The 17,150-nt window shown below is 43.2% G+C and carries 13 protein-coding genes; 9 read left to right on the top strand and 4 right to left on the bottom strand.

Annotated elements, in window-relative coordinates:
* From CTY48_RS01735 to CTY48_RS01720, 4 genes are all read left to right on the top strand, one after another.
* Positions 1–444, top strand: coding sequence for an 8-oxo-dGTP diphosphatase (locus CTY48_RS01735; RefSeq protein WP_099466798.1), 444 nt, complete (start codon positions 1–3; stop codon positions 442–444).
* Positions 445–470: 26 nt separating this feature from the next.
* On the top strand, positions 471–1,340 hold the full coding sequence (locus CTY48_RS01730) for an SPL family radical SAM protein (protein ID WP_099466797.1): 870 nt from the start codon (positions 471–473) through the stop codon (positions 1,338–1,340).
* A gap of 187 nt (positions 1,341–1,527) precedes the next feature.
* A complete protein-coding gene (locus CTY48_RS01725; RefSeq protein ID WP_099466796.1) occupies positions 1,528–2,052 on the top strand; it encodes an RrF2 family transcriptional regulator in 525 nt (174 codons plus the stop codon).
* Positions 2,039–4,783 (top strand): YhgE/Pip domain-containing protein, encoded by a 2,745-nt coding sequence (locus CTY48_RS01720; RefSeq protein WP_099466795.1) that lies wholly within the window; start codon positions 2,039–2,041, stop codon positions 4,781–4,783. The genes CTY48_RS01725 and CTY48_RS01720 overlap by 14 nt, the downstream gene beginning before the upstream one ends.
* A 37-nt stretch (positions 4,784–4,820) precedes the next feature.
* On the opposite strand, the gene CTY48_RS01715 is transcribed toward CTY48_RS01720, so the two are convergent.
* A complete protein-coding gene (locus CTY48_RS01715) occupies positions 4,821–5,303 on the bottom strand; it encodes a DUF2798 domain-containing protein (RefSeq protein ID WP_099466794.1) in 483 nt (160 codons plus the stop codon).
* Between the two features lie 289 nt (positions 5,304–5,592).
* Positions 5,593–5,919, bottom strand: a complete 327-nt coding sequence (locus tag CTY48_RS01710) for a winged helix-turn-helix transcriptional regulator (protein WP_099466793.1) — start codon at positions 5,917–5,919, stop codon at positions 5,593–5,595.
* 117 nt (positions 5,920–6,036) lie between these two features.
* Between CTY48_RS01710 and CTY48_RS01705 the strand changes: the two genes are divergently transcribed.
* On the top strand, positions 6,037–6,429 hold the full coding sequence (locus CTY48_RS01705; protein ID WP_099466792.1) for a pyridoxamine 5'-phosphate oxidase family protein: 393 nt from the start codon (positions 6,037–6,039) through the stop codon (positions 6,427–6,429).
* Positions 6,430–6,579: 150 nt separating this feature from the next.
* On the opposite strand, the gene CTY48_RS01700 is transcribed toward CTY48_RS01705, so the two are convergent.
* Both CTY48_RS01700 and CTY48_RS01695 read right to left on the bottom strand, forming a co-directional pair.
* Positions 6,580–9,963, bottom strand: a complete 3,384-nt coding sequence (locus tag CTY48_RS01700) for a glycoside hydrolase family 2 TIM barrel-domain containing protein (RefSeq protein ID WP_099466791.1) — start codon at positions 9,961–9,963, stop codon at positions 6,580–6,582.
* Positions 9,964–9,984: 21 nt separating this feature from the next.
* Positions 9,985–10,869, bottom strand: coding sequence for an AraC family transcriptional regulator (locus CTY48_RS01695; RefSeq protein ID WP_099466790.1), 885 nt, complete (start codon positions 10,867–10,869; stop codon positions 9,985–9,987).
* Positions 10,870–11,288: 419 nt separating this feature from the next.
* On the opposite strand from CTY48_RS01695, the gene CTY48_RS01690 reads away from it, so the two are divergent.
* The 4 genes from CTY48_RS01690 to CTY48_RS01675 all read left to right on the top strand — a co-directional run bounded on the left by CTY48_RS01690 (position 11,289) and on the right by CTY48_RS01675 (position 17,145).
* Positions 11,289–12,245 carry an ABC transporter permease gene (locus CTY48_RS01690; protein WP_099466789.1) on the top strand — a complete coding sequence of 319 codons (957 nt, stop codon included), beginning with the start codon at positions 11,289–11,291 and terminating at the stop codon, positions 12,243–12,245.
* 14 nt (positions 12,246–12,259) lie between these two features.
* Positions 12,260–13,132, top strand: coding sequence for a carbohydrate ABC transporter permease (locus CTY48_RS01685; RefSeq protein WP_099466788.1), 873 nt, complete (start codon positions 12,260–12,262; stop codon positions 13,130–13,132).
* A gap of 35 nt (positions 13,133–13,167) precedes the next feature.
* Entirely contained in the window at positions 13,168–14,880 is a 1,713-nt protein-coding gene (locus CTY48_RS01680; RefSeq protein WP_099466787.1) for an ABC transporter substrate-binding protein, read from the top strand.
* 93 nt (positions 14,881–14,973) lie between these two features.
* Positions 14,974–17,145: a glycoside hydrolase family 3 C-terminal domain-containing protein gene (locus CTY48_RS01675; protein WP_099466786.1), complete on the top strand. Its 2,172-nt coding sequence runs from the start codon at positions 14,974–14,976 to the stop codon at positions 17,143–17,145.
* Positions 17,146–17,150: the final 5 nt, after the last annotated feature.

Below are 17,150 nucleotides of genomic sequence, written 5' to 3'. Positions count from 1 at the left end.
ATGTCAAGAAGCGAAAAAACAGTATTAACAGTGCTTTGCATGGTCTATGACGGCGACCGGATACTGCTTCAGGACCGTTTAAAAGGAGACTACAAGGGTCTGACTTTTCCGGGAGGCCATGTAGAGAATAAGGAATCCTTTGTAAAAGCGGTTGTGCGGGAGGTAAAGGAAGAGACCGGACTTGATATTTACAAGCCCCGAATATGCGGTATCAAGCAGTTTCAGACAGAGGAAGAGGAACGTTTTGTGGTCGTCTTGTACAAGACCGATCAGTTTTCAGGCAAGTTAGAATCCTCAGAGGAGGGTGAAATGTTCTGGGTTGACCGATCAGAGCTTTCCCAGAAAAATCTGGTTCGGGATTTTATGGAGCTGCTTCAGGTATTTGATACCGATGAATTCAGCGAGTTTTATTACGGTGAAGAGAGCGGTAATCACTTATATTAGGAGAGGAAAAATAAGCAGGTAGCAGCATGCATGAGGTAGAAGCAAAGGCGATTTTATCATCAAATAACGGAATGAATATTTACAGAGGATGCACGCATGGCTGCATCTATTGTGATTCGCGGAGTCACTGCTACCAGATGAATCACCTGTTTGAGGATATTGAGGTGAAAAGTAATGCCGTGGAGCTTTTGGAGGATGCATTGAAACGAAAACGAAATAAATGCATGATCGGGACCGGAGCGATGACAGACCCGTATCTTCATCTGGACGTTCAGCTTCAAAACACTCGAAAATGTCTTGAAGTAATCGAACGATATGGATTTGGAGTGGCAATTCATACAAAATCGGCACGTATTTTGAGAGACTTGGATTTATTAAAAAGCATTAATGAAAAGTCTAAGTGTGTGGTGGAAATGACACTGACAACCTATGATGAGGAGCTTTGCAAAATAATTGAGCCAAATGTTTCTACGACAAGAGAACGCTTTGAGGTATTGAAAACCTTGCAGGAGAACAACATCAAAACCGTCGTGTGGCTTTCTCCGATTTTACCCTATATCAACGATACGACCGAAAATATAGAAGGCATCTTAAATTATTGCAGAGAAGCTGGGGTTTACGGCATAATCTGTTTTTCTATGGGGTTGACTCTCCGGGAGGGAAACCGCGAATATTTTTATAAGATGCTTGACCGGTATTTTCCGGGTCTGAAGGAAAAATATGTGCAGATTTACGGAAATTCCTATGGGGTGACAAGCAAAAATAACAGTGAGCTGATGGCGCTGTTTCACGCATTTTGTAAGGAGCATCACATTGTATCGGATGTAAACGCTGTTTTTTCCTATCTGCATAAGTATGAGGATAAGCAGTATGAGCAAATAAAGTTTAACTTTTAATCACATTCATTTATTGTGCATTTTGATGAAAAATAACATCAGATGCACAATTTTTTTTACTTGCAAAGTTTGAAAAGAGTAGTATAATTCCTATTGTGGATATTCGATGTCCATAATAGATACAAATCATCCACAAATACAAAATAACCGTATTTTACATGACTGATAAGTTAAAGGAGGTAAAACGTTGAAACTTACAAAAGGATTTGAACAGGCAGCTTGTATTATTGTCTTATTGGCAACCCAAGACCCTAACATTCCACTGTCTTCACAGGAAATTAATAAGCGGTTAAAATGCTCCCCGACCTACCTGAGGAAAATTATCCGTAAATTGGTCGTATCCAAGTTAGTAAATTCCGTGTCTGGAAATAACGGAGGGTTTACGCTGGCAACAAGTGCAGAGAATATCAATCTATTGCAGGTAGTAGAAGCCTTGGAAGGGCCGATTGAAACGTTTACCGATACAGAGCTTATGAGCGAGGTATTTAAAGATTTCCCTTTCATTACAGACCAAGGTACTGCAATACTGAAAAATGCATTTGCACAAGCGGATCAATTATGGAGAGATTTCCTAAAGAAAAAGACGGTTCATCAACTGATTATGGAAGCTGTCGGAGAAGAAAAACTGGCTCTGTACAACTGGAATCAGTCGGACGAAAAAAGAGAGTTGTTAATTAGAAAGGTGATGAATTCAATTCATGGAAATGATTAAAAAAGAATGGCAGGCAATTTTTAAGAACAAGATTTTATTAATTTCTTTTGTTGTTATTTCTTTTATCCCAATTCTTTATGCTTCATTTTTCCTGAAATCCGTTTGGGACCCTTATGGAAAGACGGGGGACCTGCCGGTGGCAGTTGTAAATGAAGATAAAGCAGTGGAATACAATGGAGAAACACTAAGTGTCGGTCAGGAAGTTGTTGACCAGTTAAAAGAGGATAAGAACTTAAACTGGCAGTTTGTAACGGCAGATGAAGCGCAGAAGGGCTTGAAAAACCAGGAGTATTATATGATTGTAACACTGCCGGAGGATTTTTCCGCCAATGCGGCAACCGTTATGGACGAAACACCGCAGAAAATGAACCTTGAGTATGAGACAAACGGTGCATTAAACTATCTTGGCGAGGTAATCGGCGAAACAGCGATGAAGCAGTTAAAGAGTGAGGTTTCTCAAAAAGTCACAGAGGTTTATGCGACTGCAATTTTTGACCAGCTATCAGAAATCGGAGACGGTTTTGCAGAAGCGGCAGACGGAGCAGGGAAGCTTGATGACGGTGCGGCTGAGCTGGCAGACGGTGGCAAGACACTGACAGACGGTCTTAACACGTTAGCAGAGAGCACGATAACCTTCAGCAACGGCGAGGAGACCTTTAGCGTTGCACTCAATAAGTATTTGGAAGGTACTGTTAAGCTGGATGACGGCCTTGTGGAATTAAAAGATGGTGTGGACACACTCGGAAAAAAGGTTCCTGAATTGGCGGACGGTGTAGAACAGTTAGACAGTGGTTCTGCAAAGCTTACAGATGGAATTAAAGATTATACAGATGGCGTTTCCAAAGTGGCAGGCGGAACAGACACACTTGCAAGTAACGGAAGCACATTGAAATCAGGAGTTGACACACTTGTGACCGGATTAAGTGACGGAACGACGCAGCTTCAGACCGGAGCAGGACAGATTTCAGCAGGCTTGACGCAGATGTCAGAACAGCTTGGAACACAGATTGACGGCAGTTCAGCTCAGCTTGCGCAGCTTAATCAAGGACTTACAGATATCAATAACGGAATACAGGCATTGAATACTGCACTGAACGGAAGCGGCACCGGAAGCGTTGATACAAGTGCATTGTCAGGCGCACTTACAGATATTGGAAACAGGGCACAGAGCGTAGGAGTAAGCGCATCAGACTTGCCTACAGAGCTTGCGACTTCTGTAGGAACATCTCTGGCGGGCAGTACATTGAGTGCTGACCAGCAGGCAGAGGTAATGGGCTATCTTCAAAGTGCACTGCAAAATAGTGCGTCAACCGGAGACTTAAGTGCAATTTCAAGTGACTTAAACGGTATAGGAAGTGATGCAAGCGCTCTGGCAACGGCATTGACCACCTTGTCCAATACGTTAAGTTCGGTTAGTACACTGCAAGCCTCCGTGCAGCAGCTTGCAACAGGTTCAGCAACAGCCTTACCTGGTGCGCAGCAGGCAATCGCTCAGCTTTCAAGCGGTCTGAGCAGTGTGAAAACAGCACTTGACGGTCAGCTTATTCCGGGTATGGGACAGTTGGAGAGCGGTATTTCCAGCTTACAGAGCGGTTTGAGTACAGGTTCCACTCAGCTTAGCACAGGGTTAGACAGCTATATTGCAGGCGTGAATCAGGTAAACGATGGCATACAGAAGTTAAATGATAATTCCGTGGCATTAAACAGCGGAGCTTCTACCTTGAGTGATGGACTTGGCAAGTTAAACGACAATGTACCGACCTTACAAGACGGTGTGGAGGCACTGGTAAACGGAACAGCTACGATTAAGGCAGGAAGCACCGAACTTGTAGGAAATAACACAGCATTGGCAGAGGGACAGAATAAGCTGAAGAATGCGTCCAAACAGTTGACAGAAGGCTCTGCAAAACTGGCAGACGGTGGTGTTACATTACAGGATGGTTTAAACACATTGAAAGACGGAAGCGGCGAATTGGCATCTGCATTAAGTGACGGATCAGAGCAGGTAAATGATGTTCATACCTCAGATGCAACAGCTGAAATGATTTCAGAGCCAAACCAGATTACACAGGAAAAATACAGCAATGTGCCAAACTATGGCCATGCACTTGCACCATATGTATTATCCCTTGCTTTGTATGTAGGCTGTCTGGTATTCAACTTTATTTATCCAATCAGAAAGATTGCGGTAAAAGAAAAATCAGCATTCCAGTGGTGGATGAGTAAGGTATCCGTGGGATTTGTAGCTGCTACCGCAATGGCAATTATAGAAGGCGGTATCATGATAGCCCTTGGCTTAGAACCAAATCATATGATTGCATACTTTGTTGTGGCACTGGTAACGGCTTACGCTTATATGTTCCTTATTATGTTCCTTGCAATGGCATTTGACAATCCGGGCAGATTTGTTGCCATGGTACTGTTAATTTTACAGCTTGCAGGCTCAGGCGGAACATTCCCGATGCCGCTGACTGATAAATTCTTCCAGGTAATTCATCCGTACTTGCCGATGACACATTCCATCTACGGATTTAGGGAGACAATCAGCTCCGGACTTGGAGCCGTAACCTTTACAAGCAACACCGTAATATTATTTGTGATAGCAGTTGTCTCCATGCTGTTACTGCTTGTATCCATGAGGCTGTTGAAGAAATTCCATCATGACGGGGTTTCTCAGCTGGATGACAATCAGAAATTGTTGGATGATGATTACAATTACAGTTATGAATAGAAAGTAAAAAAGTGTGAGCTTAGCTCACACTTTTTTCTTATGCAAGGACCTTTCCGACCGGAAAGACTCTTCTGAATGCAATACGCACAACCGGGCCTGCAATCAATAGCTGGAGCGGCAATGCCATAATCAGATTTTTAGGAATGTTGGTCATCCATATAAAAAACAGATCAGACCAAAGTCCGGTTTTACGGCATAAATCAAAGGCTCCGTACAAGGACATGATAAATACCATTGGAAGTACCATACAGCAAGATACAGTAATTACCTTTCTTTTTGGACTGCTGTCCGGTTTTAGCAGATAACCAAAGGCAAAGCCTTTTGCATATTTTGAAACAATAAACCAGTCACAGCATATGGCAAAAACATAAGCCAGCGGCAGCCCAAGCCATCCTTCCCTGATACTTTCTGCTGACAGACCGTTCATGTTTAACGATACGTTGTAGATGCTCATGCAAAGCACCATGAAAAAGCACATCATTACCGTGTAAATTACACTCTCTCTTTTGTTTTGTGGCATAAATTTTTCCTCCTCAAATTCCTATCATATAAAACTATTTATGCACACCTCGCGGAGTGGAAGTTGTTGCTTCGCAACCCGCTCAGGCGCGGAGAATGTGCAAAGCACATTCTTTGTTCTTGATATCGGTATATAGAAAAATACGCAAAAAAAGATACAGCTAGCGCCATTCTAACTTTCGCTTCGAATGACGTTTGCTGTATCATCTACACTACCATTTTCATCTAAACCATAATATCAATTGGAACTAGTATAGCATATTTTTATAGGCTTGGTCAAGTTTGATTTTCTAATCTTGATGGTTCAAGGCATATGCGGTCTTGCCCCATTCGCCCAGAAGGTCTAAGGAAGGGATGAGGGAGATGCCTAAATCAGTCAGGGAATACTCCACGCGTGGTGGAATTTCATTGTATTGTTTTCGGATAACGATATGGTCATTTTCTAATTCCTGTAAGCTTTTGCTCAGCATAATATTGGAAATGCCGTCAAGCTTCCTCTTTAATTCGTTAAAACGTATTGTATTTTCTGTCCCGACAACCCACACAATGGACAGCTTCCATTTGCCGTCCAATATACTTAAAGCATAGGTTACGGGACATTTTAATGTATCATACATAGGTTAAATTCTCCTTACTTAGTTAGTAAAATTTCAGTACTTGAATATTTGTTATCTTATTATATAATAATGACGTGAAATGAAAATGTAAAGAATAAAATTAGCGGAGGCAAAAAAATGAGTCAAGTTGTTGATTTTTTAAATGAAGCAAAAACATATTATCTTGCAACGGTAGAGGATGGACAGCCAAGAGTAAGACCTTTTGGTGCAGCGGTAGAGTACAAAGGAAGAGTATATCTCACAACAGGTAATCACAAGAAAGTATACAAGCAGCTTATTGCAAATCCAAAGACAGAAATATCAGGTATGGCAAAGGGAAAATGGATCAGACTTTCCGGCGAAGCTGTATTTGATGATTCGATTGAGGCAAAGCAGGCAATGTTTGATGCAAATCCTTCTTTAAAAAACTTATATAGTATCGATGACGGTATCTTTGAAGTATTTTATCTTGAAAATATGCAGGCGCTTGTGTATTCCTTTAACGGCGAGCCGGTTGCATTGGAAAACTAAGCATAGAATAGCGAAAGATTGTAGGTTATACATAAAATATTATGCGCACCTCACGGATAGGAAGCAGCTGCTTTGCAATCCATGAGAGCGCGAAGTGTGAGCAGAGCTCACACTTTTTTTATGCAGAAAACAGCATGATTTCTCCTGCATTTATTCAAAATAAAACGATTTAAAATCAAAATTGCTTCCCGGCAAAAAGACAAAGGTGATATCCTGCATGCCATATACGGATGAAAGAGAAAAGCTCTGCTCTTCATAGTCCACACTGTGTGTAAATTCAGCAATCTCGCTGCTGTCACCGATATCACTGTGAAAACGGATATGAATCGTATTTTTGTCAATTGGGCTTCTTCCGTATATGGTGAGCTTGGAAAAGCCTTTTGCGCCAAAATCCATATTGTGAAATTCCAAGGACACATTGTTTCCGATGCCCTCCACGCAAGGAGCTGAAATTGTGAAGGCGTCACCGTAAATGCGGTCGGCTTCTGCGGCAAAAAGAGTTGCAAAAGCCTTTTCCTCCTTTTTAAAGGAGAAGCCCTTTATATGGATTTTATGCTCCAGTGCGATAGAGAGCGAGGTGATGCCCTTTAGCCGCTTAGAAAATCGGAAGGTTTCCTCCTGATACACATTCCACTTAGACTGCTTATGATAGGTGAAGGTGCCAAGCAATGTCCCTTCCTGCTCCGCGGAGCGTCCTTCATAAAAGCTGATTTGTGTTGCCGCGCTCTCCAGTTCAAAAATGGGGATAGTAACGGTGTCGGAGCCGTAGTCTCCAAAATCTAGATTGTCGTAGGTGACAACTGTTTTGCCGTCTCTTGCCGTTGCCACGCCACGCTCATTTCCGCTGCTGACCTCCCCCTCAAAGCTGCTGTAAAGCGAGCCGGAGATAAACTCATACGGGTTCTGTGTGAGCGAGCCAAGCCCTGTCACATGAAATTCGAGTGAGGAGATAAGCTGGGCATGGTCCTTTCCGTTCTTGCAGCTTGCACGCAGGCGAAAATCCCCATCCCCGTAGGCGGTAATCTGGATTAGGCGGTTATCCTCGGAGAGCGGCTCTAGGGAAGCAATTTTAATCGGCACTCCTGCATCGTTTGTAATCTGCCAGCTCAAATCCTCATAAGTCGCGTTTGAGGGATAGGTTTTTGCCGATACGCGAAGAGTTTTTGTCTCCTTGGTAAAAAGCTGACCTGCTTCGGGAATAATTTCAATTTTTCGCACCGGAATTTCTTCATTGTCAGGACTTTGGAAGGAGGAAAGCAGTGCAGATACAACGGGCTTTGCCTCGGATTTCACAGCCGCAAGTGTAAGGCAACTTGGCGGCAGGGAAGGGGAGGCGACATGTACCGTAATCTCCCCTGCATCAAGCGTGGAGGCGAGAATGGCGAGCAGCTTCCCGCTGAACAATCTCCTTGAACTTCCCTTGTAGGAGTCATAGTCCGTGCTGTCACCGTTGTCCAGTCCGACAAGTCTTGCAGCACCTTTAACCTCAACATGTACACGATTGTTTGCATTTTCTACCGGTGCACCATCGCTGTCTAACATCTGTATGGTGAGGAAAATCAAATCTTCTCCGTCTGCGGTCAATTCCCGCTTATCCGGCTCAATCAGAATGGAGGAAGCGTCCCCGAAAGAACGGGCAATGTCCGTTGCGACCATCTCTCCTCTGTCGTTGTAGGCGACAGCCCGAAGCTCTCCCTTTGTATAGGGAAGCTGCCAGTCTCCGATTAATTTCGTGCCGTTTTTCCACTCTAACTCCTGTATGCCTTGTGAAACATCATTTAAAAACAATTCCACAGCAGAGGCATTTGACATGACACGCACGTCGATAAGCTGGTTCTCGCTAAAATCCCAATAAGGTGCAATATGTACCATCGGATTTGTCTCGCAGTCAGTCCAAGCGGATTGATAGAAGTAGAAAGCATCCTTTGGAAAGCCTGCCGTGTCAAGCTGGCCAAAGTAAGAGTTTCTCGTGTGGTAGGGGGTAGGTTCTCCGATGTAATCAAATCCTGTCCAGATAAACTGTCCGAGAGAGAACGGTGTGTCTCGTTCAGATAAGATACAAAATTCCATGCTCTTTGCCCCCCAGCTTGTCGCGCTGTTTCCGAGGGCAGAGCACTGGCAGTCGTCATCGGATAAGATGGACTGTTTTAACGGAAAATGGTAGATGCCGCGGCTTTGCACAAGGGAGGAAGTCTCACTGCCGTAAATGACCCAGTCAGGGTGCTCCTTGTGGTGCTTTTGATAAAGCTTTTCGGCGTAGTTATAACCGGCAAGCTTGATAATATCAGCACATTTTTGAGCATTTTCCCATGGCATATAGTTGGAGGCTATTGTGATGGCGGCATTTTTTCGGTAATCATGCTTTTGGACCTCTTCAATTAAATAGCTAGTCAAATCTGCACCATGTGCATCAACATGAGTGTCATAAATCTCATTTCCGATGGACCACATAATAATGCAAGGATGATTGCGGTCGCGGCGAATCCAGCTTCTCACGTCCTTGGCACTCTCGTTTTTAAAAAAGCGGGCATAGTCATAGGATGTTTTGGAGCGCTCCCACATATCGAACGCCTCATTGATGATTAAAATACCCATCTCATCAGCTAGATTTAGATATTCCGGATCAGGCATATTGTGGGAGATACGGACTGCATTTGCACCCATTTTCTGCAAAAGGATTAGCTGGCGTTTTGCTGCTGCTTTGTGAAAGGCGCCGCCAAGTGCGCCTAAATCATGGTGCTGGCAGACTCCGTTTAGCTTCATCGGTACGTCATTTAGGAAAAAGCCTTTATCTGCATCAAACGTGAGCGTTCGGATACCAAAACGATTCGTTTCGCTTTCCACAACCACATTGTCGATTATCAAATCGGATTGCATGGTATAGAGATATGGGGAATCAAGACACCACAATTTGGCATCCGGAATGCGTGTCTTTTTGTCCGAAACAATATTAGTTAAAACGATATTGCCCTCTTTATCGAGTAAGGTGTGTCTAACCTCCGCCTTGTCATCCCCTGCCACTTCGTGAGAAACCGTGACAAAATAGTCAGTACCCTCCTTTTGGGTTGAAATGTAAATGCCATTTGAAATAAAATGAGTAGGGGCATAGCTCCTCAGCCATACCTTGCGATAAATTCCGGCACCTGTATACCAACGGCTGTTCGGAGCTTCATGTTTTACTCGAAGAAGGATTTCGTTTTCCCCTTCCTTGAGGTAAGCTGTTATGTCAAATTCAAAGGAGGTGTAGCCATATTGCCAAGAACCTACCTCTTGACGGTTTAAAAATAAAGTGCAATTCATATACACACCGTCAAAACATAAGGAAAACAGGGTGTTTGCCGAAAGGGTACAGGACAGGCTTTTTTTATACCAGCCCTCCGAATTTTCGTATAAATCCTCGCCGTAAATCAGCCAGTCATGAGGGACATCAACCGGCTGCCATTTTGTATCGGAAGAATCTAAATCATGAAAGGTAGCGCCGATGGGCTGCTTGGTAAAGCTCCAATCAGTATTAAATGGTTGTTTTAAATTCATGGAATATCCTTTCCGGTGTAATTATTCACCTAGTGTTAAATGCTGATCCTGCTGCAAGCTTCGGTATTGGGTCGGTGTACATTTGCTGATGGATTTAAAGAGTCGGTTAAAGGTAGCAAGACTTCCAAAACCGGCCTGTATGGAGATATCCACGATGCTTGCGCTTGGCATGCTTATCAATAGTTTCTTGGCGTAGGTGATACGTGAGCGGTTTAAGTAGTCATAATACGAATAGTTTGTAAATTGTTTGAAGAGACGGATAAAATGGGATTCACTGAAGCCGCTCATGCTGGCAAGCTCTGCGACACCAATATTTTCCGTACAGTGCTCATCAATGTAGTTGCAGATATCCAAGAATTTGCTCACGTATTTGTGTGTTCTTGTATTTTTAATATTGGAGATATCAATGGGAAGATTTGTCTTATTTCGCCCCGCAATCACAAGCATTTCCAAAACAAGGGAGTAGAGTGCGGCGTATTTAAGCTCTGAATTTCCTAAATACTCTACACAAATATGCTCCATCAGCTCGTTCATGCGTGCTCTGCCCTCGAAGTCCTGCTCTCTTGGGTAGAGGGCGTAAGGGTAAAACATGGAGGCAAGTCCCTCTAGCCCCTTTATTTTGGCAAACATGGAAGGCTCAATGAGAAAGATATACCGCTTTCCTACCGGAGGTGCAAAAATTTCATGCAGGACACCCGGTGAGATAAATAAAACGTCACCCGGATTTAAGATAACGGTGTTTTCCTCAATTTTAACTGTGTAAATGCTTTGCGTCGGAATGATGACCTCGATAGCTGTCTGCCAGTGGATGGGATAGTCCTCATAATCCTCGTTCACATAGAGGCGGATAGACATATTTTTATCATAGATTATTATTTCGCGTATTCCGTCCAGTACTTCAATCATAGATACCTCTCCTTTTTGAGTTTTTGTTTATCAAATTTTATCATACAGTAATCATATATTATCAAAATGCTCAAATAATACCAAAATGTAAAAATTGTTATTTTTAAAATAAAATATACAAAATAAACAAATGGTTCGATTTAAACTAAAATAAGTATACATAATCACGGATAAAATCAAAGAGTTTCTGAGAAGAGTATAGTGCTAAATAAGGAAAATGTAAAGAAAAAATGATTGCAAATAATGTAAAAGTAGTGAAAATGATAATATTTGATTAGTGTTTGGGTATGAGCGAGAGGAAAGAGAAAACAAATTGCACTATAATATGAGAAGTGAGAAAAGAAAAATATGCAAGTTGACGAAAAAAGGTGGGAGACAATAGGTTTTATGAATAAAGCGGAGAAAGAAGAGGTGACTGTATGGGGAAGAACAAAACAGAATTGACAGAAACACAAATCAAAATAAAAAAATCACACTCCTTGCTAAAGCATATCAAACGTGAGTGGAGGTTATATACTTTTTTGATTATCCCTATTTTGTACTATATTATATTCAAATACATACCGATGGCGGGAAATATTATAGCTTTTCGAAGATACAAGGGAGGCTCCAATATATTTGGAACAGCATGGGTCGGCTTTCGATATTTCGAACAGTTTTTAAAGGATGAGTCCTTTTGGAAAGCTTTTGCGAATACCCTGCGGCTGAGTATCTCTTACATATTAGTGAGGTTTCCGGCAACGCTTATATTTGCCTTGCTGCTAAATGAAATTACACATCTCAAAGCAAAGAAGTTTGTACAGACAGTCAGCTACCTGCCGCACTTTATTTCGCTTGTTGTTGTGTGCGGTATGGTAAAGGAGATTGTTTCCCTGACAGGACCGATTAACAGCTTGATTTCTTGGCTGGGCTTTGAAAAGATAGCATTTATTTCATTGCCAGATTGGTTTTCTACGGTATATATCAGTTCTGGTGTTTGGCAGGCACTCGGCTGGGGAACGATTTTATATCTGACGGCGATGACGAACATCAATATGGAGCTTTATGAAGCTTCCGCAATCGACGGAGCAGGGAAGCTCAAGCAGGCATGGCACATCACGATACCGGGAATTATGCCGACGATTATGACATTGTTGATTTTAGATATCGGTGGAATTATGACCGCCGGTAACATGCAGAAGATTTTACTTTTATACAACCCGTTGACACAGGACAAAGCAGATATCATCGGAACTTATGTATACCGTATGGGTATTTCGGGAGGTAATTTCTCCTACGCTACGGCGGTCGGTTTGTTTGAAGGTGTCATCGGCTTAATATTAGTTACAAGTGCCAACATGCTGTCCAAAAAGTTTACGGAAAGCAGCTTGTGGTAGAAGGGGGAAGAGACATGAAAATAAAAGCATCAAAGGGCAGAAGGATATTTTTGACTGCAAACTTTATCATAATGGCATTGGTTGTATTTGTCACATTATATCCGTTTATTTACTTGATTGCACAGTCATTTAGCTCAGACAAAGCGGTGGCAGCAGGCTTGGTTACTTTTTACCCCATTGATTTTACCGTTTCTACCTATAAATATGTTCTGAAAAAAGCCGAGTTTTACCGATACTACGGAAATACGATATTGTATGGAATTGCAGGAACCTTAATATCGGTGTTTGGAACGGCTATTTTAGCTTATCCGCTGTCAAAGAGCAGACTGAGATTAAATAAGTTCTTTATTCCGTTTTGTATTTTTACGATGTACTTTTCCGGCGGTATGATACCAAACTACATTTTGGTCGCACAATGGCTGCACTTAAGAGACAGCGTCTGGGCAGTTCTTCTGCCGGGTGCAATCAGTACCTTTAATCTGTTGCTGATGAAATCCTTCTTCGCGGGCTTGCCGGAGGAACTGGAGGAGGCGGCAGCGATTGACGGAATGGATACCTACTCAATATTTGCAAAAATTATTATTCCGTTGTCCAAACCGATTATCGCTACAATGTGTCTGTTTTATCTGGTAGGTATCTGGAATGAGTGGTTTGGTCCGTTCCTCTACTTGGACAGTAAAGGCAAATGGCCGATTGCCCTATGGGTAAGACAGCTTGTGGAGGGAGCGAGCAATGTAGAGACAGGAAGCGGAGCTGAGGAGAGCCAGATTACGGCGACAATCAAATCTACAACGATGGTATTAACCTCTTTACCGATTATATGTGTATATCCGTTTGTGCAGAAATACTTTGTAAAGGGTATGACAATGGGGGCGGTAAAAGGTTAACATAATAAATTTTATTAACGAAAGGGAGATGTAATATGTTTAAGAAAGCGATAGCAGCATTACTTACGGTATCAATGGTGGCAGGTTTAACAGCATGCGGCTCTTCAAACAGCAGTAGCAGCACAAGCAGTAACAGCAGCACGACGACAGAGGCAACAACCGATGCGGCAGCAGGCAATGATGCCGGCACAAGCGGGGAAGGCTATACATACGGAGCGGATGAGACTTTTTACTCGGATGAACCGGTAAGCTACTCTATGATGTACAGTGACCATGAGAACTATCCTTATCAGGAAGACTGGTTATTGTGGCAGGCAATTACAGAAAAGACAAATGTCAGCTTTGATTTGACGATTGTAGCAAGAACAGACTATGAGGATAAAAAGTCAGCTCTTGTAAACTCAGGTTCCGCTCCATATATCATTCCTAAGACATACGATGAGACAGCTTATGTATCAAGCGGTCAGATTGTTGCAATCAGTGACTGGGTACAATATATGCCGAATTACCAGAAGGCGATTGAGGAATGGGGAATGGAAGCTGATTTACAGCAAAAGCTTCAGTCCGACGGTAAATATTATGTATTGCCGGGTATGTGGGAAGAGCCGGGCGGCAGTTACTCTCTTGTTATCCGCAAGGATATCTTTGATGCCGCAGGCGTTGATGTGACAACACTTGAAAAAGACTGGACATGGGAAGGCTTCTACGACGCACTGAAAAAAGTAAAGGAATACACAGGCAGCAGCTATGTATGGTCAGACCAGTATCAGGGCGCCGAGGCACTGAACCTGTCCGGTATCGAATATGGAATTAAAGCAGGGCGTTCCAGTGACGGCGGAGACTGGGGACTTTCAAACGGTACAAAGTTTGACTGGGATACAAATCAGTTCTTCTTTACAAACACAAGTGATAAATTCAAGGATTTTCTAACCTTCTGGAATAAGATGAATGCCGATGGAATTATGGACCCTGAGACATGGACACAAGATTCCGACACGGCATCAGAGAAGTTCTACAGAGGCGAATCCTATGTGTTGACAGCTAATTATCAGCTTTTATCGGATATGGTGGCAAATGATAAAATGCAGGATGAAAACGCAGAGCTATATATGGTAGTTCAGCCGGGCGGACCACAGGGAAATCTTCGTGTTGAAACTTCAAGATTGGAAAACGGTATCATGATTTCCCAGAACGCATTGGATGAACTTGGCGAGGAAGGCTTTATCAAAATGCTTCGCTTCATCGACTGGTTATGGTATTCCAATGAAGGGCAGACCTTATCCTTATGGGGAGTTGAAGGAGAAACTTATACGGTTGAAAATGGTGAGATTGTACTAAATTCAGACATTTACTATAACGGTATCAACCCGGATGCAACAAAAAAATTAAATGTAGACTTTGGTTTTGGAAACGGTGTGTTTGCTTACGGTGGTTCTTCGGAACTTAGAGCTTCCAAGATGACAGAGGGAGAAGCAGATTATGTAGAGAGAATAAACAGCAGCAGGGACCCACAAAAGCTTGACCCACCGATTCTTGCGGATGAACTGCAATCGGAGGAATTGACTTTGATACAGACACCGCTTACCGATTATGTCAACACGATGACTCTGAGCTTTATTACAGGCACAGCGAAGCTGGACAGTGATTGGGATGACTATGTAAAGAACTGTGAGACCAAAGGCTCAACAAAATACGTTGATCTGGCAAATGAGATTTTTGAAAATACAAAGAGTATTTTAGGTTATTAGGAATAAAAGCGGGGTTCAGGCAGAAGCTTTGGACCCCTGTTTGACAGCAGATTTTATCGCAGCCAATATGATAAAATGCGGATGGGAGATATTATGAGCGCTACACCTTACAATGAGAAAAGAGAAAAATATCGCGAGCAGGCAAAAAAATTAGTAGAGCAAATGACTTTAGAGGAAAAGGTTTTTCAGACCTTGCACAGCGCACCGGCAATTGATAGATTGGGAATCAAGTCTTATAATTGGTGGAATGAGGCTTTACACGGCGTAGCAAGAGCAGGTGTAGCAACAGTATTCCCACAGGCAATCGGTCTTGCGGCAACCTTTGATGAAGAGCTTTTAAGTGAAATCGGTGAGGTGGTTTCTACTGAGGGCAGGGCGAAGTTCAACATGCAGCAAAAGTACAATGATACGGATATTTACAAGGGGCTGACCTTCTGGGCACCGAATGTGAACATTTTTCGTGATCCAAGATGGGGAAGAGGACATGAGACCTTTGGTGAGGACCCGTATCTGACATCCAGGCTCGGTGTGAGCTTTATCAAAGCGATGCAGGGAGACCAGGAATTTATGAAGACAGCGGCATGTGCGAAGCATTTTGCGGTTCATTCCGGTCCGGAGGACGTAAGACACAGCTTCAATGCCATTGCAACGCTTCAGGATATGCATGAGACATATCTTCCGGCATTTAAGGCATGTGTGCAGGAGGCTGATGTAGAGAGTGTGATGGGAGCCTACAACCGTCTAAATGGGGAGCCCTGCTGCGGAAGCAAAACCTTGCTGCAGGATATCCTGAGAACCGAGTGGAAGTTTGAGGGACATGTGACGAGCGATTGCTGGGCAATCAAGGATTTTCATGAGTTTCATCATGTGACGAGCAGCCCGGTGGAATCTGTGTCCATGGCAATGAACAACGGCTGCGATTTAAACTGCGGTAACATATTTATTTACTTGAAAAAAGCAGTGGAGGAAGGTATGGTAGAGGAAAGCCGTCTGGATGAGGCAGTCGTAAACCTTCTGGTGACAAGGATGAAGCTTGGACTTTTCGAGGAAAACGGTACGGTGTTTGATCAGCTTGACTATGATTTGGTGGATAGCAAGGCAAATACCGAATTTAACAAAGAAGTGGCAAAGAAAGCACTGGTACTTCTAAAAAATGAAAATAACCTGCTTCCGCTTGATAAGAGTAAAATAAAGACAATCGGTGTCATTGGACCGAATGCCAATAACAGAAAAGCCTTAGTGGGCAACTATGAAGGAACCGCTTCCGAATATGTGACGGTTTTGGAGGGAATCAAGGATTATGCTGGAGATGACATGAGAGTATTCTATTCGGAGGGCTGTCACTTACATAAGGAGCAAATCAGCGGCCTCGGTGAAAAAAATGACCGCGTATCAGAGGTTCGGGCAGTATGCGACAAGAGTGATATTATCGTGGCATGCATGGGCTTGGATGCCGGTTTGGAGGGCGAAGAAGGGGATACCGGAAACGAGTATGCCAGCGGGGATAAGCCAAACATAAGTCTTCCGGGCTTGCAGGAGAAGATTTTAAAGGTGATTTGTGAAAGCAAGAAGCCTGTTATCCTTATTCTTTTGTCAGGAAGCGCTCTTGCGGTTAACTTCGCGGAGGAAAATATTCAGGCAATCATGCAGGGGTGGTATCCGGGGGCACAGGGCGGCAGGGCAATCGCAGAGGTTTTATTCGGAGAAGGCGCACCGGAAGGCAAGCTGCCTGTCACCTTCTATCAGAGCACCAAGGAGCTGCCGGAATTTACGGATTATTCCATGAAGGGCAGAACCTACCGCTATATGACGAAGGAAGCACTCTATCCGTTTGGTTATGGATTGTCCTATACCGATATTGCAGTGACAAAGGCAGCACTTGATAAAGAGATAATCGGCAAGGGCAGTGAAATCACACTGACCGCAAATGTGAAAAATAACAGCAATGCAGCGGGAAGTGAGATCGTTCAGATATATATCCGCTGTGAACGAGAGGATGCACCAAACTTTTCCTTGAAAGGCTTTCGGAAGGTACATCTGGAAGCGGGAGAAGAAAAGGAGATTACGTTTACATTGGCTGCGGACGCGTTCGGTTTGTATGACGAGGAAGCATATTTAAGGCTGTATGAAGGGGAGTACCATATTTATGCCGGTACCTCACAGCCTGATGAGAGAAGCTGTAAACTTACCGGAAAAAGACCGGTTTGCAAGACAATAAAGTGCATGACTGATGAAGTATTATATCATCCGTCCATCTACGAATAGGAGAC

Source organism: Konateibacter massiliensis (assembly GCF_900184995.1).
Lineage (GTDB): Bacteria > Bacillota > Clostridia > Lachnospirales > Lachnospiraceae > Lachnotalea > Lachnotalea massiliensis.
The sequence above is the reverse complement of the archived record's forward strand: the minus strand, read 5'-3'. Positions and strand labels throughout refer to the sequence as shown.

Bases quoted from the DNA above. Each gene is read 5' to 3' on its own strand.
- CTY48_RS01735 (WP_099466798.1), top strand. From the start codon at position 1: ATGTCAAGAAGCGAAAAAACAGTATTAACAGTGCTTTGCATGGTCTAT.
- CTY48_RS01730 (WP_099466797.1), top strand. From the start codon at position 471: ATGCATGAGGTAGAAGCAAAGGCGATTTTATCATCAAATAACGGAATG.
- CTY48_RS01720 (WP_099466795.1), top strand. From the start codon at position 2,039: ATGGAAATGATTAAAAAAGAATGGCAGGCAATTTTTAAGAACAAGATT.
- CTY48_RS01715 (WP_099466794.1), bottom strand. From the start codon at position 5,303: ATGCCACAAAACAAAAGAGAGAGTGTAATTTACACGGTAATGATGTGC.
- CTY48_RS01710 (WP_099466793.1), bottom strand. From the start codon at position 5,919: ATGTATGATACATTAAAATGTCCCGTAACCTATGCTTTAAGTATATTG.
- CTY48_RS01705 (WP_099466792.1), top strand. From the start codon at position 6,037: ATGAGTCAAGTTGTTGATTTTTTAAATGAAGCAAAAACATATTATCTT.
- CTY48_RS01700 (WP_099466791.1), bottom strand. From the start codon at position 9,963: ATGAATTTAAAACAACCATTTAATACTGATTGGAGCTTTACCAAGCAG.
- CTY48_RS01695 (WP_099466790.1), bottom strand. From the start codon at position 10,869: ATGATTGAAGTACTGGACGGAATACGCGAAATAATAATCTATGATAAA.
- CTY48_RS01690 (WP_099466789.1), top strand. From the start codon at position 11,289: ATGGGGAAGAACAAAACAGAATTGACAGAAACACAAATCAAAATAAAA.
- CTY48_RS01685 (WP_099466788.1), top strand. From the start codon at position 12,260: ATGAAAATAAAAGCATCAAAGGGCAGAAGGATATTTTTGACTGCAAAC.
- CTY48_RS01680 (WP_099466787.1), top strand. From the start codon at position 13,168: ATGTTTAAGAAAGCGATAGCAGCATTACTTACGGTATCAATGGTGGCA.
- CTY48_RS01675 (WP_099466786.1), top strand. From the start codon at position 14,974: ATGAGCGCTACACCTTACAATGAGAAAAGAGAAAAATATCGCGAGCAG.